This is a genomic window from Aliidongia sp. (genome assembly GCF_035943795.1).
In the GTDB taxonomy this organism is placed as follows: Bacteria; Pseudomonadota; Alphaproteobacteria; order ATCC43930; family CGMCC-115725; genus Aliidongia.
The window spans coordinates 89,422-110,921 of record NZ_DASZBY010000073.1; the positions used below are offsets into that span (position 1 = coordinate 89,422).

A 21,500-nucleotide genomic window follows, 5' to 3' on the forward strand; every position below is an offset into this window, starting at 1 on the left:
TGGGGTCGGCCCCAGGACCCGCTTTCGTCGGGCGAGCATGAGCAAAGACCTGGATGTCCAAGGCATCGTCAAGAGCTTCGGCGGTCCCGCCGCGGTCGATGGCGTCAGCTTTCACGTGCCCGAAGGCAGCTTCTTCTCGATCCTCGGGCCATCGGGCTGCGGGAAGACCACCCTGATGCGGATGATCGCCGGCTTCATCGAGCCGGACCAGGGCCGGATCACGGTCGCCGGCCAGTCGATCCTGGGCCTGCCACCGAACCGCCGGCCGGTCAATATGGTGTTCCAGAATCTGGCGCTGTTCCCGATGATGAACGTCGCCGAAAACATCGCCTACGGGCTGAAGTGCCGGGGCGAGGACAAGGGTGCCATCGGGCCCAAGGTCGACCGTATCCTGGGCCGCGTCGGGCTTGCCGGTTTCGGCGACCGGCGCGTCGACCAATTGTCCGGCGGCCAGAAGCAGCGCGTCGCGATCGCCCGCTGCCTGGTGCTGGAGCCGGCACTGGTGCTGCTGGACGAGCCGCTGGGTGCGCTCGACCTCAAGCTGCGCGAGCATATGAAGATCGAGCTGAAGCAGCTGCAGGGCGAATTCGGCACGACCTTCGCCTACATCACCCACGACCAGTCCGAAGCACTCGTCATGTCCGACCAGGTGGCCGTGATGGCGCGCGGCCGCTTCGAACAGGTCGGCAGCCCGCGCGATCTCTATTACCGGCCGGCTACCCCATTCGTCGCCGGCTTCGTCGGCCAGAGCGTTCGCTGGCACGGCAAGGTCGAGCAGCGCGATGCCGGCTGGGTCCTGCTGCGCACGGCCGAGGGCTTGCCGGTCGTGGCCGCCTGGGACGGCACCGGGACCGACGCCCAGCTGTTCGTGCGGCCGGAGGCGATCCAGCTCGCCCGGACCGAGGCGGAGCTGGGCACGCTGGAAAACAAGTTCGAGGGCACCCTCAGCAGCCTGCTGTTCGACGGTGCCGCATCGAGCGTGCTGATCGCGGAGAATACCACGAACACCGAGGTGCGCGTGGCGCTGCCGCAGAGCGGGCCGATGCTGCAGCTGGTGGCGGGCGACACGGTCTGGTTCGGCTGGGCCGGCGAGGCCGGCGCCTGTTTCGCGGTCGATGCCTGATGGGCCGCGCCGGACGGCTCTCCACGTTCCTGCTGTTCTGCCCGGCGCTGCTGTGGCTGGGCCTGCTGATCGTGGCCCCGCTCGTCGACATGGGCGCGCTGTCGGTCAGCGAGCGCGTCTCGTCCGACGAGTTCCGTTTCGGCTTCGCCAACTACGCGACCTTCTTCGAGGAGCCGGTCTATTGGCAGACCTTCGCCCGTACGGCCGGCTTCGCAATCATCGTGACGGCGGCGACCCTCGTCGTCGCGTTTCCGACCGCGCTCTATATTGCCAAGCAGGCGAAAGGCATGGGACGGGTGGCGTTGTTCACCTTGAGCCTGCTGCCGTTCTGGGTCAGCGAACTGGTGCGTACGCTCGGCTGGATGATCCTGCTGCGCGAAAGCGGGCTGATCTCGGGCCTGCTGCAGTGGCTGGGTCTCGCCCAGGGCCGGGTCGAACTGCTGTATAACGACGGCGCGATGCTGGTCGGCCTGGTGTATGGCGGCCTGCTGTTCATGCTGATCCCGCTGATCAATGCGCTCGACAGCCTCGACGAACATCTGGTCGAGGCCGGGCTCGATCTCGGCGGTAGCCGCTGGACCGTGATGCGGCGGATCATCATCCCGCACGCCATGCCGGGCATCGTCGCCGGCTCGATCGTCGTCTTCATGCTGACCATCGGGAATTTCGCGACGGCCGTACTGTTGGGCGGCAAGAACAGCCTGTGGTTCACCCAGGCGATCTACGACCAGTTCATCACGCGCTTCGACTGGCCCCAGGGTGCGGCCTTCGGCTTCATGCTGCTGGGGCTGTCTTCGGTGCTGGTCTGGCTGGGCCTGAAGCTGACCGGGCAGAGCCTGACGCGGAGCCTGCAGCAGCCATGAACCCGCAATCATGAATCCCACTGGCCTGCGCCTCGTGCTCTGGCGGCTCTATGTCGCCCTGTTCTACGGCTTCCTGTTCGCGCCGCTGGTCGTCGTCGGCGTGTTCGCATTCAACGACAGCCTGTTCCCATCGCCGCCGTGGAAGGGCTTCACCCTCGACTGGTTCGTGGGCCATCCGTTCGGCAAATCCGGCGTGTTGACCGACCCCGACATGCTGGGTGCGGTGTTGACCAGCATCTGGGTCGCGATCCCGGTGGCCCTGCTTTCGGTCGGCGTCGGCACGGCCAACGCATTCCTGCTGGAGCGGCGGCGCTTCTGGGGCAAGGCCTTCCTGTCGGTCGCCATGCTGTGGCCGCTGGTCATTCCCGGCGTGATCCTGGGCATCTCGATCCTGGCCTTCGCCAGCCGGATCGCGAACGGTCTCGAGGACATGCTGGACACGGATCTCGATTTCATGCGGCCCGGCCTGCCGCTGGTCATCCTGGGCCAGGCCTCGTTCATCGTGTCGATCGCGACCCTCGTCGTCGGCGCGCGGCTGCGGAAGTTCGACCGCAGCCTTGAGGAAGCGGCGCTCGATCTGGGCGCCAGCGGCGGCCGGGTACTCCGGACGGTGCTGATGCCGTTCCTGCGCCCCGCGCTGATCGGCGCGTTCCTGATCGCGTTCCTGATGTCGTTCGAGAACTTCAACACGACCCTGATGCTGGTCGGATCGGATTCGCCCCTGCCGATCTACATGTACGGCCAGATGCGCGAGGGAGCCACGCCGGCGATCAACGCCATCAGCCTGCTCCTGGTGCTGGCAACCGGCATCCTCGCCGGTGGCGCCGCGATCGCGTCCAACCGGCGACGCTGACGGTCGCTGCCGCTTTTTCCCGAGTCGGACATCCGAACCGCGTGCGAACGCGTCCGAAAGGTTGAAAAACGGCACCGTCATTCGGGTTTCCCCGGTCGATCGACCAAGCCCGTCCGATCGCCGCCAGACTTGGATTCGGTCACACTGAGGCATTCTTGCTACGGTCGCCAGCGCGATGAAATATGCGATTCGCCGCCGATTGATTTCGGTTTCGCGCGGAGCGTACAACGGCGAAGAGCAGGCGGCTTTTCGTTCACATGCTCGCGCACTCCGCTACCTTCGACTGGGTGTCTAGTACGTGCGGCACGCTCGATATTTACGGCTACGTAGTCGATCTGGGCATTTATCCTCAATCTTAAGAATTTATCGCAGTAGCGTGTGTCAAATTTCGGCGTATCCCTTGTGAAAGGTGATTGCCAAGTCTTGGCGACATGCTATTAGTGCTATCGTGAACAATGGGTGGATCGTTAGGCCGGCCGAACACCGGAACATCGATCATTCTCGCACTCAGAACAGTCTGTTGAAAGTCAGGAGATCTCCATGAAGGCCCTCGTTTCCGCTCTCGCCCTGCTGTCGTTCGTCGGCGCCGCCACCGTTCCGGCCGTCGCGTTCGCCCAGGACGCGACCAGCAAGCCCGCGAAGAAGAAGCACACCGCCCACAAGACTGCCAAGAAGTCGTCGAAGAAGAAGGCCGCCACCCAGTCGTAATCGACGGGTCGGTTCTTCCGATCAAACCCCCGAGGCGACGGCCTCGGGGGTTTTTTATTGCCTGCTCTCCAGGGCGGGGGCGAATTGCCCCGCAAGGAACGGATGGGTCCGACCGTCCACTGGTGCCACTCTGTTCCGAGGCTGAATTCAAGGCGGAGAGCAATCGGCATGGGCGAAGCGAGCGAAATGATCGGTGGCCGGGATCTGGGGCAACTCGACTGGACAATAATCCGTCGCGCGCTCGACCGGCACGGCTGGGCGACCGTGCCGCTGTTCGACGCCGCCTCGTGCCAGGGCCTTCGGGACCTGTGGCAGACGCCGGACGCGTTCCGCAAGGAAGTGGTCATGGAACGCCACGCCTATGGACAGGGTCGCTATCGCTATTGGGCCTATCCATTGCCGCCCGAAATCCTGGCACTGCGCCAGGCGCTGTATGCCGGGCTGCGGCCGCTGGCCGAAGATTGGCGTGTTCGGCTGGGCGGGGCGGGAGCGGCCTACCCGGTCGCCTATGCCGACTATCTCGAGCGATGCCACCAAGCAGGCCAGACCAAGCCGACGCCGCTCATCCTGCAGTACGAGGCCGACGGCTATAATTGCCTGCACCAGGACCTCTATGGCGCCGAGATATTCCCGGTCCAGGCTACGATCCTGTTGTCCGAGCCGCGGGTCGATTTCGAGGGTGGTGAGTTCGTGTTGGTCGAGCAGCGGCCGCGCGCGCAGTCGATCCCGGAAGTCGTCCCGCTCGAGCGGGGCCATATGGTCCTGTTCGCGGTCAATCACCGCCCGGCGCCGGGCGCCCGGGGCGATCGCCGGGTCACGCTACGCCATGGTGTCAGCCGTGTCCGTCGCGGCCATCGCACGGCGATTGGTGTGATCCTGCACGATGCGGAACGCTGAGGCTGCGCCTATCGGCGGCGGATGGCCTTGAAGGGCAGGATGTCCGCATCGGTCGAGGGTGGCAATTCTTTGGGGACCGCATGCTCGACCAAGCCCAGCAGCTGATTGCAGAACCATTCCGCGCGCCGGGCGCGCTCCTCGATGTCGGGGTGTTGGCCGACGATCTCGGCCACGATCTCGGTCAATGCGGTCGGGAAGGCCCATGGATCCAACTCGCCCGCTTCGATGAGCTGGTTGCCCTCGCTCCAGATGCGACAGCGCAGGCAGCGGCAGTCTTTTACGTGTTCGGCCATGGATCAAAACCAAAAAGTGCAGCGCCGCCATTCTCTACCACCAGACGAGTTAACCATTCGTGTGAGCGCCTGGACCCGCATCCTCGTATCGCCGCGGGCAGGCTTGTCGGAAACGCAAAAGCTAGCATCGTGAAAGTGAAATAGGATCCATCGGCTTTCGATCAGCGAGAGGGGTTCTGATGGTGAAGTTGAAGGAGCAGGGCGCGGCGCCGCGCCTATTTCTGGACGACCTGCATGTCGGACAATTCTTCGCGAGCGGCACCCACCCGCTCGACGAGGCGCAGATCCTGGCCTTCGCGCAGGCGTTCGATCCGCAGCCGTTCCATCTGGACGACGCGGCGGCGCGCACGACATTGTTCGGCGGCCTGGCGGCAAGCGGTTGGCATACCGCCGCCGTCACCATGCGGCTTCAGGTCGAGAGCGGCCTACCGTTCGAAGGAGGCATCATCGGCGCGGGTGGCGAGATTTCCTGGCCGCGCCCGACGCGGCCGGGCGATATCCTGCGGGTCGAAAGCGAAGTCTTGGAGATCACGCCATCACGCTCGCGTCCCGACCGCGGCATGGCGGTGGTGCGCAGCGAGACGAAAAACCAGCGTGACGAAGTCCTGCAGGTGCTGGTCGCGAAGCTGGTCCTGCCGCGGCGGGCGGCGGACTGACGCGGCGGTCAGGCAATCACGCCGGCGCGTTCTCCCGGAAGGGCCGCATCTGCGCCTCCATCGCGCGGCCGAATGCCGGGCGGGCCTCGCAACGCTGCCGATAGGCGTCGAGGATCGGATAGCGCGCGAGGGTGCCGCAATCGACGAGTTCACGCAAAACCGTCGTCATGATCAGGTCGCCGGCGGTGAAGCGGCCTTCGAGATATTCCTTGCCGTCGAGCCAGGCCGAAAGCGCCGCCAGCCGCCGGTCCAACGACGTCCCGACCTGCTCCTTCCAGGCCGCGCCGGCGTCCGCCTCGAGGTGGATCTGGTTATGTGCAAACGGCTCGATGGAATTCAGTGCCGCGATCACCCAGGTGGTCACGCGCGCGTGGCCCGCGGCATCCCGGGGCGCCAGCGCTTCCGACCTGGTGGCGAGATGCAGGACGATCGCCCCGGATTCGAACATCTCGACGTCGCCGTCCTTGTAGGCCGGTACCTGGCCGAACGGCTGCCATTCCCGATAGGCTGCCGATTTCTGAACCGTGCCATCGATCAGCGTCGCCTCGTAGGGCAGCGCCGCCTCTTCCAGCGCCCAGCGGACCCGGAGATCGCGGACGTATCCCTGGGCGAAGGGCGGAACCCAGCGGAATGCCGAAACTTCGATGGTCATGGGCGTCTTCCCCTCAAGTTCCAAAGGCTCGCGGGATAGTGTTGATATCAACATAATATGTCAAGCAAGTGCGGCCCACGTGTGGAACAGCCGCAACGCGCCGCCGTTGGCCTCGTATCCGAACCTTCGCGCGAAGCAGGACATTCACATGCGGCAGCTTTGGCTTCTGATGGCTCTGAATTTGGGACTCGCGGCCTGCGCTGTCGCGCCGCCGGTCGACCGGGATACCGAGCGGGCGATGCAGGACGCCGATGCGCCGGGCCGTATCGCCATCTTTCGCCGCGAGGGCGAGCGGATCGCGCCCACCAAATTCATTGATGGCAACTCGGTCGAGCTGCTGCACAACGGTCCCGAGACCTACAGCGCGATGGAACAGTTGATTGGCGACGCCCGCCAGCGCATCGACATGGAGAGCTATGAGTTCGATACCGTCGAAGGCGGAAAATTCGCCGATCTCCTGATCGCGAAAGCTGCCCAGGGCGTGACGGTCGACCTGATGTATGACGCATGGGGATCTTTCGAGACTCCCTCCAGCCTGTTCGACCGCATGCGCCAGGGCGGCGTTCATGTTGTCGAATTCAGCCCCTTCGATCCGGTGGCGTTGGCTACCCTCGACCTCAATCGGCGTGACCATCGCAAGCTGCTGGTGGTCGATGGCGCGGTGGCGATCACGGGCGGTGTGAACATCAGCCAGGTGTACGAGAACCGCCAGCGGCAGCCGCAGAGCGACGATCCCGAGCAGCTGCCCTGGCGGGATACGGACATCCGGATGCGAGGTCCGGTCGTGGCCGAATTCGAGCGGCTGTTCGTGACGGCGTGGCGTGAGCAGAAGGGTCCCGCACTTCCCGACATGGCGTCTTCCGGGACGCGGGCCGGTGAACTGCAGGTCCAGGCGGTCGACGGCGCGCCGATCGATCACCGGCCGCTCATCTACCGGACCCTGCTCGTCGCGATCACGCTCGCCCGCTCGTCGATCCACCTGACCACGGGCTTCTTCGTGCCGACACCCGACCTCGAAGACGCGCTCGAAATCGCGGCCCGGCGCGGCGTCGACGTCGAACTGGTCGTGCCCAGCCAAAGCGACAGCTCCATGGCCCTTGCCGCGGGGCGCGCTCGCTACGAAGACCTGATGGCCGCCGGTGTCCGCATCTTCGAGCGGCAGGATGCCGTGCTGCATGCCAAGACCGCGGTCATCGACGGTGTCTGGTCGACGGTCGGATCGTCCAACCTGGACTGGCGCAGCGTGGTCGACAATGCCGAGATCAACGCCGTCGTGCTGGGTGGGGCATTCGGCGGACAGATGGAGCAGATGTTCGACGAGGACCGCACGCGCTCGAAGGCGATCGAGCCCGCGCGCTGGGCCGAACGGCCGTTCGGCGAGCGGTTGCACGAATGGACGGCGCAATGGCTGGACGTGCTTCTGTGATCGTCCTTTGACGTCGCGATTCCGACCTTCCATAGTTGGACCATGAGCCGCGATTACCCCGCTTCGCCGATGGTCGGCCTTCTCGCGATCGTTCGTCGCGGCGAACGATTTCTGCTGGTGCGCCGGGCGAAGGAGCCCAACCGCGGGCGTTGGGGCTTCCCGGGCGGTGTCCAGGAACTGGGCGAGACGGTGATCGAGGGCGCGCGGCGGGAATTGGCCGAGGAAACCGGCCTCGCCGCCGCCGGCGGCCACGCAATCACCACGCTCGATGCGATCGACCGCGATGACGCCGGCCGCGTCCGCTACCACTACACCCTGATCGCCGTGCTGATGGCAGATGTCGCCGGCGAGCCCGTCGCCGGCGACGATGCGGCGGAGGTCGGCTGGTTCGGTCTCGCCGACCTGCCGGCCATTCCTGCCATCGCCGCTGTCGGCCCGCTGATGATCGACCTGCTGGCTCAGGCGGCCGCCTTGGGCATCGGCCCGACATAGGCCGATTGGGGACGGATGATCCGGCCGCCCTGGGTCTGTTCCAGGATATGGGCGGTCCAGCCGACGACGCGGCCGATCGCGAAGACCGGCGTGAACAGGTCGCGCGGCAGGGCCAGCGCCTCCAGCACCAGGGCCGTATAGAATTCGACGTTGGTGTCGATCCGCCGGCCGGGCTTCAGCCGCGCCAGCACCTTGAGCGCGCCGGCCTCGACCGCCTCGGCGAAGCGGATCCGGTTCGTGCCCCCGCGCAAACCGAGCGCCACACCTTTCAGGACGTCGGCGCGCGGATCGCGCACCCGATAGACCCGGTGGCCGAAGCCCATCAGTCGGTCGCCCTGCGAGATCGTCCGCTCGAGCCAGGGCTCGATCCGGTCTTCGCTGCCGATCGCGTCCAGCATGTCTAGCACCGGTCCCGGTGCCCCGCCATGAAGCGGGCCCTTGAGCGCGCACAGCCCGGCCACGACCGAGGAAAAGACCCCGGCCTGGGTCGAGGCGACGACGCGGGCCGTGAAGGTCGATGCGTTCAAGCCGTGATCGGCGACCGTGACCAGATAGGTCTCGAGCGCCGTCACGTGCTCCGGCTCGGCCGGCTCGCCGCGCAGCATGCGCAGGAAATCCGCCGCCTGGGACAGGGCGGGATCGGGCGGTAGAACCGCCTGTCCCAGACCATCCCGGGCGAGTGCCGCGACGAATACCGGCATCGCCGCAGTCGCCAGCACATGGTGCGGCAGGTCGCTCGCGTCGGGCAGGGCGGCCAGCAACAGGCGCAGGCCCTCGATCGCGGTCAGGCTCCGGGCCGGGACCAATAGGGGTTGCGCGATCTCGAACGCCACCGCGCGTGCGGCGCCGAGCGCTTTGCCGATCGAAGCCGGGTCTCCATCGGCGAAGCCGTCCCACAGAAGGGCGGCAAGCGCCTCCTGGCTGGTGTCCCCCGCCAACTGCTCGATGTCGTATCCCCGAAAGATGAGGCGGCCCTGCTCGCCATCCACGTGGCTCAGCACGGTCTCCGCCGCGACGATGCCTTCCAACCCATCCGATGCTGCTGACATGGCGATTCTCCGTTCAATGTCTCGCCAGACATCGGGCCGGACGCTAGTATCGTCAATATTGATTCAATTCATCAATATAAGGAAAAAGGCGTGCCGACGACCGACCTCATCGATGCGAGCGCGGCGATCGCCCTATTGGGCGTTGGACGCGCGACGCTCTACGCCTATGTCAGCCGGGGCCAGATCCGGTCGGAGCCGGACCCGGCCGATCCCCGTCGCCGGTTGTACCATCGGGCCGATCTCGAGGGGCTCAAGCTGCGAAAGGCACGGGGGCGGCGACCCGACAAGGTCGCCGAAGCGACGCTGGATTGGGGCTTGCCGGTGCTGGAATCGGGCATCTCGCTCATCGCCGACGGCCGGCTGTTCTATCGCGGCCGGGAGGCGACCGAGCTGGCACGCTCCGCCACGATCGAAGCGGCCGCCCGATGGCTTTGGAATTGCGGCGAGACCGATCCGTTCGACGCACCGGCGCCGCCGTTGCCGGGCCTCTGGCCGGCGATCCTGCCGGGTCTGGCCGATCTGCCGCCGATCGAGCGCGCGCAGGCGCTGTTGGCGCTGGCGCCGCCGTCCTTGCCGACCTTGCGGCGGACCGTGGTGCGACTGTGGCCGGAGGCCGCGGCGCTGTTGCGCCTGACCGCGGCGGCGGCGCTGGGGTGCGCGCCGTCGGCGATGCCGATCCATCGGATGCTGGCTGATGCCTGGGGGCTGGACGCGGCCGGCGCCGACCGGGTGCGCGCAGCGCTGGTGCTGTCGGCCGATCACGAACTGAACGTCTCGACCTTCACGGTCCGCTGCATCGCGTCGACCGGCGCCGTGCTGACGGCGTCGCTGCAGGGCGGCCTCGCGGCGTTGTCGGGCCCGCGTCACGGCGGCATGACGGGCCGGGTCGAAGCGCTGTTCCGGGCGTTGGAGCAGGACGGCGACGTCGAGCGCCTGATCGCCGGCCGTCTCGCGCGCGGCGAGACGATGCCGGGCTTCGGTCATCCGCTCTATCCGGCGGGCGATCCGCGCGGTGCCGCATTGCTGGCCTTGGCCGAGCCGGACGCGCTCACCGGGGGACTGGTCCGGGCGGTGGTCGATCTGACCGGGCAGTATCCGTCGCTCGACGTCGGGCTGGTCGCGCTGGCCCGGCAGCTGGGCCTGCCCGCTGGATCGGCTGCGGCCCTGTTTGCGATCGGCCGCACCGCCGGCTGGCTCGCCCATGCGTTGGAGCAGATCGGGCAGGATCGGCTGATCCGCCCGCGGGCGCGCTATATCGGTCCGGTCCCGGCCTGAGCGGCGCGGGCGAATTGCACGGGGGTGATGCCGAACGCGCCCTTGAAGCGGCGGTTCAGGTGGCTCTGGTCGACGAAGCCGACGGCGGCGGCAACCTGGGCCGCCGGTTCGCCCTCGGCAAGCAACCGCCTCGCGGCGGCGAGCCGAAGGCGCAATTGATAGGCGTGGGGCGGCAGCCCGTACCGCTGGTGAAATTGCCGGCACAGCTGGAACCGGTTCATATCGGCCAGCCGGGCCAACTCGTCCGTCGCGATCTCCTCGGCCGCATCGGCATGAAGCCGGTCGCGGACCCGCCCGAGCGCACGGTCGTGACGGCCTGGCGATCGCGGCGTGGCGATGCCTCCGCCGTGGCCCGCGAGCCGGCGGATCGTGGCCGTAAGGCCGGCGTCCCGCTCGAGCCGGGACGATGGTGCCGCGAGCAGCGCGTGGGTCCGGGCGATCAGCAGGCCCAGCGCCTCGTCGACGATCAGCGGCGTCGCGAAGAACGGCAGGGGTGCAGGGCGGTCCGCGCATTCGTCCAGGACGGCACGCATCGCTTCGGGCGCGACATAGAGCATCCGATAGACGAAGCCCCCGGGATCGCCGGCATGACCGTCGTGCGGTTCGTCCGGATTGAAGGCCATGACCATGCCGGGCGTGCTGGCATGGGCCGCCCCCCGGCAGCGGAAGGCCTGAACGCCCCATTCCGTGATGCCGATCGCGTAGCCGTCGTGGGCGTGGCGTTCATAGACATGGCGCCGCATCCGAGCGCGCAGCAATTCCACCCCGGCCTCCGGAGCAGTCGCATACTCGGCCCAGTCGACCGCTCGTTCCATGGTGCTCCTCGAGACGGCAACCCGGTACAAGTGGGGTGCGCGCGACGAAGATACCATCCGGTCCCGTTCCACCAAGGATCAAGGATGATGGCATGCGATTCGAGACCAAGATAGCCGTGGCCCTGCGCGCCGACTTGCCGGTCTGGCAGAAGCTCAACGTCACTGCCTTCACCGTCAGCGGCCTGGCCGCGACCGACCCGGCGATGGTCGGGGAACCTTATGAGGACGCCTCTGGCCGGCTCTATCTGCCGATGTTCCGCCAGCCGGTGCTGGTCTTCGCTGGTGACGCGGCTGATCTGCGACGCGCCTACGAGCGCGCGACGGAGCGTGGCATCCGCATGGCGATCTTCACCGAAGAACTGTTTTCGACCGGCCATGACGAGGCCAACCGCGCCGCGGTCAAGGCGGTGGCGAGCGCCGACCTCAACCTGGTCGGCCTGGCGCTGCGCGGCGATCGCAAGGACGTCGACAAGATCCTGAAAGGCCTGTCGCTGCATGCCTAGGATGTCTGGTCCCGGCCCTCGATGGAAAATGCCGGGACCAGATATCTAGGAGCGGTGTGTCTTCACGGCGGCCCGGTCCAGGAAGATGTCCAGGCTGCGCTGGATCACGTCGCGCTTCAGGCCGTGGGTGATGAATACCAGCCGGCTGTTGCGCGGGGCGCCGGCCGGCCAGCCGTCGAGCTGGCTCGGCGGATGGAACAGGTGCTGCACGCCGTGGACGACGACCGGCTTGTCGTTGCCCGCGATGTCGAGGATGCCCTTCACGCGCAGGATCTTCTCGCCGGAGATCGAGACCAGCCGATCGAGCGCCTCGGCGAGCGCTTCCCAGTCGAGCGGTTCGGCATAGGCGAGACAGAAGCTCTCGATGCCGTCGTGGGGATGGTGCCCATGGCCGTCGTGATCATGATCGTGATCGTGCCCATGATGATCATGGTCGTGGTGATCGTGCCGGGACGCATGGGCGTCGGCGGCGAGCCAGGCCTCGAGCCGTTCGCCCCGGTCGTCGAGCGCCATGCCGAACAGCTGATCCGGATCGACCGCGCCGTGGCTTGCCTCGATCGGCACCGCGCCCGGGTTGATCTCCTTCAGGCGGGCACGCACGCGCGCGACCATCTCGGATGTCGCGATGTCGGTCTTGGTCAGCACGATCCGGTCGGCGACGGCGGCCTGCTTCACTGCTTCGCGATGCAGGTCCATCTCGGCGTCGGCATTGACCGCGTCGATCGTCGTGACCACGCCTTCCAGCCGATAGCGCGCCGCGGTCAGCGGCTCGACGATCAAGGTGTGGAGCAGAGGGGCCGGATCGGCGAGCCCGGTCGTCTCGACGATGACCCGGTCGAACTCCGGGATCTGGCCCTTGACCCGCTTCAGGAACAGTTCTTTCAGCGTATCGGCCAGGTCGCTCCTCAGCGTGCAGCAGACGCAGCCGCTTTCGAGCAAGGCCACGGTCTCGTCGCCGGTCCGGATCAGCTCATGGTCGAGGCCGACCTCGCCGAACTCGTTGATGATGACGGCCGTGTTCTTCATCTCCGGCCGGCGCAGCAGCTGGGAGAGCAGGGTGGTCTTGCCGCTGCCGAGGAAACCGGTCAGCACGGTGACCGGTAGACGTTGCGTCATCTTGGCTCCGGGGTTCGAAAGAGGCGTTGATCGATCGGCCATTCCCGCGAAAGCGGGAATCCGGCGTCATACGCGGCAGGGCGGACAAAGGGACTCACGTCGCCGCCGACGCCGCTCCCGCTTGCACGGGAATGACGACATACTATTGCACGACCCGCGGGGCATCGGGAGCAAGGCGGGCGCAGTCGCCGCACAGGCCGCGAACCTCGATGGTCTGGCGCTCGGCTTTGAAGCCCTGGCGTGCCGCACGTTCACTGACCGAATCGGCGATTTCCGGGTCATCGAGCTCGCCGATCGAACCGCAATTGCGGCAGATCAGGAATTGCCCGCTGTGCGCCTGCTCGGGATGGGGGCAACCGACATACGCGTTCAGCGACTCGATGCGGTGGACCAGTCCATTCTCCATCAGGAAATCCAACGCCCGATAGATCGTCGGCGGTGCCGCGCGGCGATGGGTCGTGCGCAACTCGTCCAGCAGGTCATAGGCGCCGATGGGCTCGTGCCGCTTCCAGATCAATTCCAGCACCTGGCGACGGATGTCGGTCAGCCGCGCGCCGCGGGCACCGCACACCGTTTCGGCACGGTCGATCGCATCTTCGATGCAATGGGCGTGGTCGTGGCTCTTGGGGGCGAACATCAGCCGGCCTTGGCCGCACTGGCGACAGGTGTCGTCGAGCCGACGACCGGGCAGCCGCAGATCGGGCAACGGTAAGCGGCGAGCGCACTCGCGATCCGGTCCGCACTCATGGTGCCGGCCAGGCGCGTCCGTTCCTCGGCCGCCAATTGCTCGTGGTATCCGTCGCCCGCCAGACGGCAGCGGTCGGCGTAGAGCCTGTGGGTGGCGACATCCATCGGCTGCTCGGTCCAGGCCCGGGCCGCCTCAGTGCCGACGAACAATCCCAACCCGCCCAGCGCAGTCGAACGCAGGAAACGGCGCCGGGCCAGCGATGGCAGCCGGTCGGATGGGCTCATGGCACTCCTTTTCGAGCGGTCGAGGGACGCCCGCCGATGTCTAAAGTAGGCGCGCGCTGCCTTAGGGTCAACGGATCGGCGCCCCTGGACGAACCGCGCGCGCGGCATAGCTTGGGGGCGGGCCAACACAAGGGAAGCACCATGGCACGTCTCGTCTGGATTACCGGAGCCAGCACCGGCATCGGCCATGCCTTGGCCGTCGCCCTGGCACGGGACGGCTGGACCGTCGCCGCCAGCGCGCGCGATGCGGATGCGCTCCGTCGGATGGCGGCGGAGAGCGCCGGTCGGGTTCACGCCTTCCCGCTGGATGTCACCGACGAACCATCGGTCATCACGACCCTGACGGCGATCGAGCAGACGCTGGGTCCGATCGACCTCGCCCTGTTCGCCGCCGGCACGCACCTGCCGATCAGCGCCGATCATTTCGATACCGGAAAATTCCGCAAGCTGGTCGAGGTCAACCTGATGGGCGTCGTGAATTGCCTGGGCGCCGTGCTGCCGGGCATGATCGCACGCCGCGCCGGCCAGATTGCGATCATCTCCTCCGTTGCCGGCTATTTCGGCCTGCCGACCGCGGCGGCCTATGGCGCTACCAAATCGGCGCTCATTACGCTCGCCGAGGCGTTGAAATTCGATTGCGACCGCCATGGCATCGCGGTGAGCATCGTCAATCCGGGTTTCGTGAAGACGCCGCTCACCGATAAGAACCCGTTTCCCATGCCGTTCCTGATCGGTGCGGAAGAGGCGGCGCGCCGCATCATCGACGGCCTCGCCACCAAGCGGTTCGAGATCGCCTTTCCGCGCCGCTTCGTCCTGATCCTGAAGCTGATCCGGCTGTTGCCCTATCGGCTGTTCTTCCCGCTGGTGGCGCGCGGGACCCGGACCGGATGATGCCGCAGATGACCCCTGGTCCGACCAGCGATCTCACAGACACCAGGCCGATCCCTGGCCCTGCCCGCTACGGGACAGGCGTTCCGCGACCCTAGTCCGAGGTCACTCTTCCGGGCAGGCGTTCCCGGAAGAACGCCAGGACGGCAGCATCGAAGTCCCGATGGAAGGCGACGCGGTCAAAGCCCGGCCGATCCGCACAAAGTTTCGGGAGGCTCGCGATCAGTTCGGCCGGGCAGGGCGTGAGAAAGGCGAAATGTCCCGCATCGACGACGAGATGGTAGTCAGGCTTGACCGGCAGGTTCCGGCCGACGGAGACGACGTATTCCGTGGTCACGCCGACCCTGTCCTCGGCGCTGAATTGGGATGCCCAGAGCTGGATCGGAACGCTCACGTCTCTCAGGCTCTCCGGGGTGAACATGGGACCGTAGCCCGGATCGGCGATGACGGCGGCCTTGATGCGCGGATCGTTGAGGAAGGCGTCGGGCGGGATATCGCCCGGTCGCTCGCCGCTCGGGCAAAGTGCGAAGCCGGTGCCGGGATCGGGTTTGCCGCCGATTGCGACGAGGCCGGTATAGCCGCCCCGGGAGAAACCGAAGAACCCGATCCTGTCCAAATCCAGCCGGGACCGGTCGGGCCACGCGGCAGACATGTAGTCGATCACCCGCCCGATGTCCCGAGGGCGTTCGGTCAGCACGGCGCTGGTACAGGCACGGCTCATGTCGGGGCCGCTATCCACCGGATGATTGATCGCCACGACTACGAACCCGGCGTCCGCAAGCGTCGCGGCGGTGTCGCGATGGCTGGTGAACTTCCCGCCGAAACCGTGGGAGATGACGACGAGCGGCAGCTTCTCTCCCGCGACCGGACAATCCTTGGACGCCGCGAGAGTGATGTGACCGACCTTGATTGCGGTCGGCGGGATCGGGCAGGGATACCAGACGGCGCCTGTCAGGGCCGATCCGCCTGAGATCGGGGGAATCTCGATGAATTGAACGCCGGCCGCGTGGGCCGCCGAGATTGCCAGGCAGAGCGCCACTGCCAGAAATGGGCCGGGAAAACGCATCGATCCTGCTCCTTGGTTCGGCCCGGAGGCACGGCGAGGTTGAACGGCTCGGGCACACACGCATCGGGCGTGCCAACGCGATCGGGCCGTTGATTTCAGTCTGGAATTTCCATTTCGAGTCGGAAGCCGCGCCGCCGTCCTGGCGAACTCCGCCATATTGTGGCGCATTCGGCGATCTCTATCCCGGGGAACGGCCCTCGCTTGCCCGTCGCTCGTGACCGCTTGACGACCACCCCCTGCCGTCCCCATGTTCATGGGGAACCCTCGAAAGAGGGTTCGAGTAGATGCTTGTTCTCAGGGCAGGGTGCAATTCCCGACCGGCGGTAGTCGTCTTCGTGAGAGGACGGGAGCCCGCGAGCGCTTCGAGGCCGCAAGGCGTCGAAGGTCAGCAGACCCGGTGAGATGCCGGGGCCGACGGTACAGTCCGGATGGAAGAGGACGAGTTGGCGACCTTCCGCGGGGAGTCTTTCCCGGTGGGCGGCCGTCCACGCCCACGGTTGATCCGCATGCTCGCGGGCCATCCCTGGTAACTCTTTGTCGCGCCCTGATTCAGGCTCGCCCCGAAATGGAGTGAGTGCCATGAATCAGAATGACAAGACCGCGCTGACCCTGGCCGATTTCGGTACGGCCGAATTGCGTGTCGAGCGGGCCGCGGCCCAGATCCGGGCCGGCGGCGGCGTGATCGTCGTCGATGACGAGGATCGCGAGAACGAAGGCGACATCATCTATGCCGCCGAGACGATTTCTCCCCAGCAAATGAACCTGTTGATCCGGTCCGGTTCGGGCATCGTCTGCCTGGTCCTGACCGAAGAGCGCACGCGCGCGCTCGATCTGCCGCCGATGGTCGCCCAGAACACCGGGCGCTACGGCACGCCCTTCACCGTCTCGATCGAGGCGAAGGAAGGGGTGACGACCGGCGTTTCGGCGGCCGACCGGGTGACGACGGTCCGGACCGCCATCGCCGACGGCTGCGTGCCCTCGGATCTGGCGCGGCCGGGCCATGTCTTCCCGCTGCGGGCGCATCCGGGTGGCGTACTCGCTCGGCGCGGCCACACCGAGGGGACGATCGAACTGATGCGCCTGGCGGGCGCCAAGCCAGCCGGCGTGCTGTGCGAGGTGATGAACGAGGACGGCACCATGGCGCGCCTGCCCGAACTGATGGAGTTCGCCAGGCTCCATGCCATGCCGATCGTCACGATCGAGGATCTGGCGGCCTATATCCAGCAACGCGCGGCCGCGTAGCGGGATCGGCGGGAAGGGCAACCTTCCCGCCGTTTTACCTGTATTTCGCCATCACGCGCACCAGATCGCCGCTATCGATCAGGCTCTGCTGACGCTGGTCGAAGGCGTCGATCAGGGCATCGACGGCCGGAAAACCGGACCGGATGCCGAAGCGGAATTCCGAGAGTCCGCCGCTGAGGAAGGGTGCGTCGATGCATTCGAGCACCTGGATGTTGCTCGCCTGCTTGGCATAGCGGGCGGCTTCCCGGCTCTGGATGACGATGTCGGCCCGATCGGCCGCGACCATCAGGAACGTCGTGCCGTCGTCCTTGACCGCCATGACGTTGGGCCAACCCTCCATCAGGGCTTTCGGCCAACTGTCGCCAAGCGTCACGGCGATGGTGAAGGCGCGGAGGTCGTCGAGCGACCGGATCTGGCGGATCTGCGCCGCCCGCGGGTTGCCCGGGGAAAAATGGATGACGGCCGAGTTCCGCGTGAAGAGGGGGCGTCGGGCAAACCGCATGTAATGCGCCCGCGCCGGCGTGGCGATCGTGACATGGGCATCGGCCTCGCCCGATCTGACCATCTCCTGGGATCGCGCCCAGGGAAAGCCGTCGAACTTGAAGTTCCAGCCGAGCGTGGCATTGATCGTATCCAGGCCGTCGACGATCATGCCGGTCATACGGCCGCCAGAATCCTTGAAGGCGACCGGTGGCGCCGATTCCGGAATTGCGACGATGATCGACGGCGCTGCCGGACCGCCTGCAAGAGCGCGACCGGCCCGCAGACATGCCAGTGCCGTCAATCCGGTCAGCATCGATCTGCGGGTAGTAGTCACGGCCGGAATGTCTTTTCCAATCAGCAACGACGGCTCTTCCGGCTTGATCGCGCCGTTCTCCGGCGCGTCGGTACCACGGCATCAGTCTGCGGCAAGCCGGGCCGTCCCGTAAGCCCTTGTTTCGGGCGCTATCGCCGTCGGATCGTGCAGCGCTCGCCGATCGAATCGCGATGCAGCGTCACGCGCGTGATGCCGGGCAGGCGCTGGGCCGCACGCTCGAAGATCCAGCTGCCGATGATTTCGAGCGTCGGGTTCTCCAGGCCGGGAATTTCATTCAGGGTTGTATGGTCGATCTCGGCGGCGATCCCGGCCAGCACCCGGTCGATCTCCGTGAAATCGACGATCCAGCCGAGCCGCGGATCGGGTGCGCCATCCAGGCTGACCTCGACCCGGAAGGAATGCCCGTGCAAGCGGCGGTACATATGCCCGTCCGGCATGTTCGGCAGGCAATGGGCCGCGTCGAAGCGGAATTCCTTGGTGATTTCGATATCGTAGGACAATTCAGGCGATCCCGATGATCTTGTGGGTCTGCAGCGACAGGCGCCAGCGCGGGTGGGTCAGGCAATAGTCGACGGCGGCGGCGGTGTTGGCCGCGCGGTCGGGCCCGTCCATCGGCTGCAGGAAGAAATGCTTGAAATCGAGGCGGCCGAGCAGGTCCAGGTCCTGGCCGGCCTGCGGATAGACCACTTTCAATTCATGGCCCCGCTTCGCCACCAGATCGGCTCCCTGCTTCGGGCTGACGCAGATCCAGTCGAGGCCGTAGGGCGGCACGACCGTGCCGTTGGTCTCGACCGCGATCTCGAAACCGTGGGCGTGCAGCGCCGCGATGAGGGCCTGGTCGAGCTGCAGCAGCGGCTCGCCGCCGGTCATCACGACATAGCGCCGCTCCGTCCCCGCCGGCCAGGCGGCCAGGATACGGTCGGCCAACGCTTCGGCATCGGCGAACTTGCCGCCGCCCACGCCGTCGGTGCCGACGAAATCGGTATCGCAGAATTGGCAGGTCGCCGACGCCCGGTCGGCCTCGCGGCCGGTCCATAGGTTGCACCCGGCGAAACGGCAGAACACGGCCGAACGGCCGGCCTGTCCGCCCTCACCCTGCAGGGTGTGGAACAGCTCTTTGACGGTGTAGGTCATGGATCCCACGCACAACAGCCATCGGCCTGAACGCCGACGCCGGCCGGGACCATAGCAAATCCCGACGGTCTTTGCTCATGCAGCCTCGCGAAACCCGCGTTGCATCAGCTCTTGCGGAAGAACATCGAGATCTGGCCGATCTCGATGCCGATTTTCGAGACCCGCGTGCGGGTGATCAGGGTCCGTGCGTCCTGCAGATACATGCGATCGTCGAACCGCACGACGACGATGCGGCTGCCCAGCTTCAGGCGGAAATCATAGATCCAGGAAAAGCTGCTGCCCGAAGCCGTGCCGGAGGCCAGGCCGACGACGTCGTTGGCGACGGCCTGGTAGCGCGCATCGTCCTGCTTGCGGATGCGCCAGACCCGGTGGTCGATCGACTGGTCGTCGTAGAGGAAATCCTCGGTCAGCACCAGGTCGCGACCGTCCCATCGGCCGTCGATCGTCACCTTGAACTGGCGGCGCAGATTGCCGAATCGGTCCTGAAAGATGCCCCAGGCGCGCGTCGGCCCCAGGAAATAGTCTTCGAGCACCAATCGCTGCCGCGACGGTGCTGCGTCGGCCAATGCCGAGCGCTGTTCAAACATCTTTCATGGCCCCCGCCGTTCGACCAGCGATCTAGGGCGTGCTCAGGGTTTGGCGAGGGCGATCTGCAGCACGTCGATGCCGCCCGAGAGAAAACCCGCTTCGCAGTAGCTGAGGTAGTAACGCCACAGGCGGCGGAACCGCTCGTCGAACCCCATCTGGGCGATTTCCGGCCAGGCGCCGTCGAAGCGCTGGCGCCAGGTCGCGAGCGTGCGGGCATAGTCGCGGGCGAACCCCGCCTCGTCGAGCCAGGCGAGGCCGGTGGTCGACGCCAGGCTCTTCAGTGCACCCGGCGACGGCAGCATGCCGCCGGGAAAGACGTGACGCTGGATGAAATCGGCGCTCTTGCGATATTGCTCGAAGAACCGGTCGGCGATGGTGATGGCCTGGACCGCCGCGATCCCACCGGGCTTCAGGCGGGCGTTCAGGGTCTGGAAATAGGCCGGCCAATATTGCTCGCCTACCGCCTCGATCATCTCGATCGAGGTGATCCGGTCGTAGGTGCCTTGGACGTCGCGATAGTCGATCAGCTTCAGCTCGACCAGGTGGCTGAGGCCGGCCCGTTCGATGCGCGCGCGGGCGAATTCCAGCTGGGACGGCGAGATGGTGATGCCGGTGACCCGGCAACCGTGGCGGCTCGCGGCATACTCGGCGAACCCGCCCCAGCCGCAGCCGATTTCCAGCACGTGATGCTCCGGCAGCAGGCCGAGCAGCGCGGTGATCCGGCCGTATTTGGCATCCTGCGCCGCTTCGAGGTCGGTGTTCTCGTCGGCATAGATGCCCGAGGAATAGGTCATGCTCGGGTCGAGCCAGCGCTGGTAGAAGCTGTTGCCCAGGTCGTAGTGCTGCTCGATGTTGCGGCGTGCACGGGTCTTGGTATTCGCCTTCATGGCGTGCAGCACGCGATTGACGAAGCGCGCGACCAGCCCGCCCTGCAGCTGCTTGTGCGACAGCACGTCCTCGGCCAAGGCCGCCAGCTCCAGCAGGGCCGTGAGGTCGCTGGTCTCCCAATCTCCATCCATGAACGCCTCGGCGAAGGCGACGCCGCCGCCGAACAGGAACCGGTAGGCAGAGTTCGCCCGGTTGAACAGCAGATCGGCGGCAGGACCGGGCGCGGCGCCGCGGAAGCGATAGCGCCGGCCATCGGGCGCCTGGATGGTCAGGTTGCCTAGCGGCAGGCCATCGGCCATGCGGATCAGGGCGCGCAGCCCGTACGGCAGGCCGGCACGGGAAGGGTTGCTGGGATCGGCGCTGGTCATCGGCGGTCTCATGTCCTGGTCGCAGAGGTTGCCGGCACGAGGCCCGGTCCGTAGGTGATTTCGACCGGCGGCAGTGCCGGCCGCGCCTGGAATTTGGCGCCCTTGCGCCACAGCCGCAGCGCCTCCCAATGGATCGCCGCCATGACCTTGACCGTCATCAGCGGATAGCGCAGCAGGGCGCGCACGAGCGTGCGGTCGTCGAACGTGGCGGCCTTGCCGCTGAGGATCGCATGCAGTGTCTGGCCGTCCTTCGCGCGCTGGCGGATGGCGACCATCAGGCGCTCGGCCGGCGGCAGCACGCGGAACCGGTAGTCGCCTTCGAGTTCGATGAAGGGCGAGACGTAGAAGCGCTTGGCGCAGGCCTGCTCGACGATGCCCTCGCTGCCGGGACGGACCGGCTCCAGATAGCAATGGCGCTCGCCGAACGTGTTGCTGACCTCGTAGAGGATCGCGGCCAGCTGCCCGTCGGGTGCCTCGCAGAAGAACACGCTCAAGGGGTTGAAGACATAGCCCCAGAGGCGCGGGAAGCAGAGCAGGCGGATGCGGCCACCCCAGGCATGCTTGAGCCCGGCCGCCGCCAGGTGCTCCTCGACCCACGGCCGCAGCGACGAGCCGTCCCGGGGGCCATGGTCGCGATCGTGAAACGAGAACAGGTTGGGCCGATTGTAGGAAAACAGCTGCAGGCGGCGACCGAGCGTTTCCAACCGGTCGAGATCGACCAGGATCGAGAACACCCGGTAGGTGAAGCGATGCCGCACGGTGCCGAGCCGTCGGTGCATCACGTCGCCGAAATAGATCGTCCCGTCGGTCATGCCC

The 21,500-nt window shown here is 66.6% G+C and carries 26 protein-coding genes and 1 riboswitch; of the genes, 12 read left to right on the forward strand and 14 right to left on the reverse strand.

Going from position 1 to position 21,500, the window contains the following annotated elements; translation table 11 throughout:
* The first annotated feature begins 37 nt into the window (after positions 1 to 37).
* The 5 genes from VGV37_RS12885 (at position 38) to VGV37_RS12905 (ending at position 4,444) form a co-directional block, all read left to right on the forward strand.
* Positions 38 to 1,123, forward strand: coding sequence for an ABC transporter ATP-binding protein (locus VGV37_RS12885; RefSeq protein WP_326880085.1), 1,086 nt, complete (start codon positions 38 to 40; stop codon positions 1,121 to 1,123).
* Complete coding sequence (locus VGV37_RS12890) at positions 1,123 to 1,986, forward strand: ABC transporter permease (RefSeq protein WP_326880086.1); 864 nt, start codon at positions 1,123 to 1,125, stop codon at positions 1,984 to 1,986. The genes VGV37_RS12885 and VGV37_RS12890 overlap by 1 nt, the downstream gene beginning before the upstream one ends.
* A 10-nt stretch (positions 1,987 to 1,996) precedes the next feature.
* Positions 1,997 to 2,839 carry an ABC transporter permease gene (locus VGV37_RS12895; protein ID WP_326880087.1) on the forward strand — a complete coding sequence of 281 codons (843 nt, stop codon included), beginning with the start codon at positions 1,997 to 1,999 and terminating at the stop codon, positions 2,837 to 2,839.
* Between the two features lie 540 nt (positions 2,840 to 3,379).
* Positions 3,380 to 3,547 carry a hypothetical protein gene (locus VGV37_RS12900; RefSeq protein ID WP_326880088.1) on the forward strand — a complete coding sequence of 56 codons (168 nt, stop codon included), beginning with the start codon at positions 3,380 to 3,382 and terminating at the stop codon, positions 3,545 to 3,547.
* A 168-nt stretch (positions 3,548 to 3,715) separates the two neighbouring features.
* On the forward strand, positions 3,716 to 4,444 hold the full coding sequence (locus VGV37_RS12905) for a 2OG-Fe(II) oxygenase (RefSeq protein ID WP_326880089.1): 729 nt from the start codon (positions 3,716 to 3,718) through the stop codon (positions 4,442 to 4,444).
* Positions 4,445 to 4,452: 8 nt separating this feature from the next.
* On the opposite strand, the gene VGV37_RS12910 is transcribed toward VGV37_RS12905, so the two are convergent.
* Positions 4,453 to 4,737, reverse strand: coding sequence for a hypothetical protein (locus VGV37_RS12910; RefSeq protein ID WP_326880090.1), 285 nt, complete (start codon positions 4,735 to 4,737; stop codon positions 4,453 to 4,455).
* A gap of 179 nt (positions 4,738 to 4,916) precedes the next feature.
* Here VGV37_RS12910 and VGV37_RS12915 point away from each other — a divergent pair, with 179 nt between their 5' ends.
* Positions 4,917 to 5,393: a MaoC family dehydratase gene (locus VGV37_RS12915; RefSeq protein ID WP_326880091.1), complete on the forward strand. Its 477-nt coding sequence runs from the start codon at positions 4,917 to 4,919 to the stop codon at positions 5,391 to 5,393.
* 16 nt (positions 5,394 to 5,409) lie between these two features.
* Here the strand turns inward: VGV37_RS12915 and VGV37_RS12920 are convergent, their stop codons facing one another.
* Entirely contained in the window at positions 5,410 to 6,045 is a 636-nt protein-coding gene (locus VGV37_RS12920) for a glutathione S-transferase family protein (protein ID WP_326880092.1), read from the reverse strand.
* Here VGV37_RS12920 and VGV37_RS12925 point away from each other — a divergent pair.
* Positions 6,038 to 7,471: a phospholipase D-like domain-containing protein gene (locus VGV37_RS12925; protein WP_326880093.1), complete on the forward strand. Its 1,434-nt coding sequence runs from the start codon at positions 6,038 to 6,040 to the stop codon at positions 7,469 to 7,471. The two genes, VGV37_RS12920 and VGV37_RS12925, sit on opposite strands and share 8 nt — an antisense overlap.
* Positions 7,472 to 7,513: 42 nt before the next feature.
* Entirely contained in the window at positions 7,514 to 7,963 is a 450-nt protein-coding gene (locus VGV37_RS12930) for an NUDIX hydrolase (protein WP_326880094.1), read from the forward strand.
* On the opposite strand, the gene VGV37_RS12935 is transcribed toward VGV37_RS12930, so the two are convergent.
* Complete coding sequence (locus VGV37_RS12935; protein ID WP_326880095.1) at positions 7,930 to 9,012, reverse strand: citrate synthase/methylcitrate synthase; 1,083 nt, start codon at positions 9,010 to 9,012, stop codon at positions 7,930 to 7,932. The two genes, VGV37_RS12930 and VGV37_RS12935, sit on opposite strands and share 34 nt — an antisense overlap.
* A 90-nt stretch (positions 9,013 to 9,102) precedes the next feature.
* Between VGV37_RS12935 and VGV37_RS12940 the strand changes: the two genes are divergently transcribed.
* On the forward strand, positions 9,103 to 10,287 hold the full coding sequence (locus VGV37_RS12940; RefSeq protein WP_326880096.1) for a citrate synthase: 1,185 nt from the start codon (positions 9,103 to 9,105) through the stop codon (positions 10,285 to 10,287).
* Here VGV37_RS12940 and VGV37_RS12945 read toward each other — a convergent pair.
* Positions 10,263 to 11,102 (reverse strand): AraC family transcriptional regulator, encoded by an 840-nt coding sequence (locus VGV37_RS12945; RefSeq protein WP_326880097.1) that lies wholly within the window; start codon positions 11,100 to 11,102, stop codon positions 10,263 to 10,265. The genes VGV37_RS12940 and VGV37_RS12945 overlap by 25 nt on opposite strands.
* A 92-nt stretch (positions 11,103 to 11,194) precedes the next feature.
* Between VGV37_RS12945 and VGV37_RS12950 the strand changes: the two genes are divergently transcribed.
* Entirely contained in the window at positions 11,195 to 11,605 is a 411-nt protein-coding gene (locus VGV37_RS12950; RefSeq protein ID WP_326880098.1) for a DUF2000 domain-containing protein, read from the forward strand.
* Between the two features lie 45 nt (positions 11,606 to 11,650).
* On the opposite strand, the gene VGV37_RS12955 is transcribed toward VGV37_RS12950, so the two are convergent.
* From VGV37_RS12955 to VGV37_RS12965, 3 genes are all read right to left on the reverse strand, one after another.
* Complete coding sequence (locus tag VGV37_RS12955; protein ID WP_326880099.1) at positions 11,651 to 12,721, reverse strand: GTP-binding protein; 1,071 nt, start codon at positions 12,719 to 12,721, stop codon at positions 11,651 to 11,653.
* A 142-nt stretch (positions 12,722 to 12,863) separates the two neighbouring features.
* A complete protein-coding gene (locus VGV37_RS12960; RefSeq protein WP_326880100.1) occupies positions 12,864 to 13,358 on the reverse strand; it encodes a Fur family transcriptional regulator in 495 nt (164 codons plus the stop codon).
* Positions 13,358 to 13,693, reverse strand: coding sequence for a hypothetical protein (locus VGV37_RS12965; protein ID WP_326880101.1), 336 nt, complete (start codon positions 13,691 to 13,693; stop codon positions 13,358 to 13,360). Before VGV37_RS12965 ends, VGV37_RS12960 begins: the two co-directional genes overlap by 1 nt.
* Before the next feature lie 141 nt (positions 13,694 to 13,834).
* Between VGV37_RS12965 and VGV37_RS12970 the strand changes: the two genes are divergently transcribed.
* Positions 13,835 to 14,584 carry an SDR family NAD(P)-dependent oxidoreductase gene (locus VGV37_RS12970; RefSeq protein WP_326880102.1) on the forward strand — a complete coding sequence of 250 codons (750 nt, stop codon included), beginning with the start codon at positions 13,835 to 13,837 and terminating at the stop codon, positions 14,582 to 14,584.
* A 91-nt stretch (positions 14,585 to 14,675) separates the two neighbouring features.
* On the opposite strand, the gene VGV37_RS12975 is transcribed toward VGV37_RS12970, so the two are convergent.
* Positions 14,676 to 15,815: a hypothetical protein gene (locus VGV37_RS12975; protein WP_326880103.1), complete on the reverse strand. Its 1,140-nt coding sequence runs from the start codon at positions 15,813 to 15,815 to the stop codon at positions 14,676 to 14,678.
* A 118-nt stretch (positions 15,816 to 15,933) separates the two neighbouring features.
* A riboswitch (FMN riboswitch) is annotated at positions 15,934 to 16,091 on the forward strand.
* 135 nt (positions 16,092 to 16,226) lie between these two features.
* Between VGV37_RS12975 and ribB the strand changes: the two genes are divergently transcribed.
* Entirely contained in the window at positions 16,227 to 16,889 is a 663-nt protein-coding gene (gene ribB, locus VGV37_RS12980) for a 3,4-dihydroxy-2-butanone-4-phosphate synthase (protein ID WP_326880104.1), read from the forward strand.
* 34 nt (positions 16,890 to 16,923) lie between these two features.
* Here ribB and VGV37_RS12985 read toward each other — a convergent pair whose 3' ends face one another.
* The 6 genes from VGV37_RS12985 to VGV37_RS13010 form a co-directional block, all read right to left on the reverse strand.
* Positions 16,924 to 17,685: a substrate-binding periplasmic protein gene (locus VGV37_RS12985; RefSeq protein ID WP_326880128.1), complete on the reverse strand. Its 762-nt coding sequence runs from the start codon at positions 17,683 to 17,685 to the stop codon at positions 16,924 to 16,926.
* 149 nt (positions 17,686 to 17,834) lie between these two features.
* Positions 17,835 to 18,206: a 6-carboxytetrahydropterin synthase gene (locus VGV37_RS12990; protein ID WP_326880105.1), complete on the reverse strand. Its 372-nt coding sequence runs from the start codon at positions 18,204 to 18,206 to the stop codon at positions 17,835 to 17,837.
* A gap of 1 nt (position 18,207) precedes the next feature.
* On the reverse strand, positions 18,208 to 18,840 hold the full coding sequence (gene queE / locus VGV37_RS12995; protein ID WP_326880106.1) for a 7-carboxy-7-deazaguanine synthase: 633 nt from the start codon (positions 18,838 to 18,840) through the stop codon (positions 18,208 to 18,210).
* A gap of 104 nt (positions 18,841 to 18,944) precedes the next feature.
* The gene (locus VGV37_RS13000; protein WP_326880107.1) at positions 18,945 to 19,427 is read right to left on the reverse strand and encodes a DUF3833 family protein; all 483 of its coding nucleotides are present in this window, start codon (positions 19,425 to 19,427) and stop codon (positions 18,945 to 18,947) included.
* Positions 19,428 to 19,469: 42 nt separating this feature from the next.
* Positions 19,470 to 20,684 (reverse strand): cyclopropane-fatty-acyl-phospholipid synthase family protein, encoded by a 1,215-nt coding sequence (locus VGV37_RS13005; RefSeq protein ID WP_326880108.1) that lies wholly within the window; start codon positions 20,682 to 20,684, stop codon positions 19,470 to 19,472.
* An 8-nt stretch (positions 20,685 to 20,692) separates the two neighbouring features.
* Positions 20,693 to 21,496 carry a DUF1365 domain-containing protein gene (locus VGV37_RS13010; RefSeq protein WP_326880109.1) on the reverse strand — a complete coding sequence of 268 codons (804 nt, stop codon included), beginning with the start codon at positions 21,494 to 21,496 and terminating at the stop codon, positions 20,693 to 20,695.
* Positions 21,497 to 21,500 lie beyond the last annotated feature (4 nt).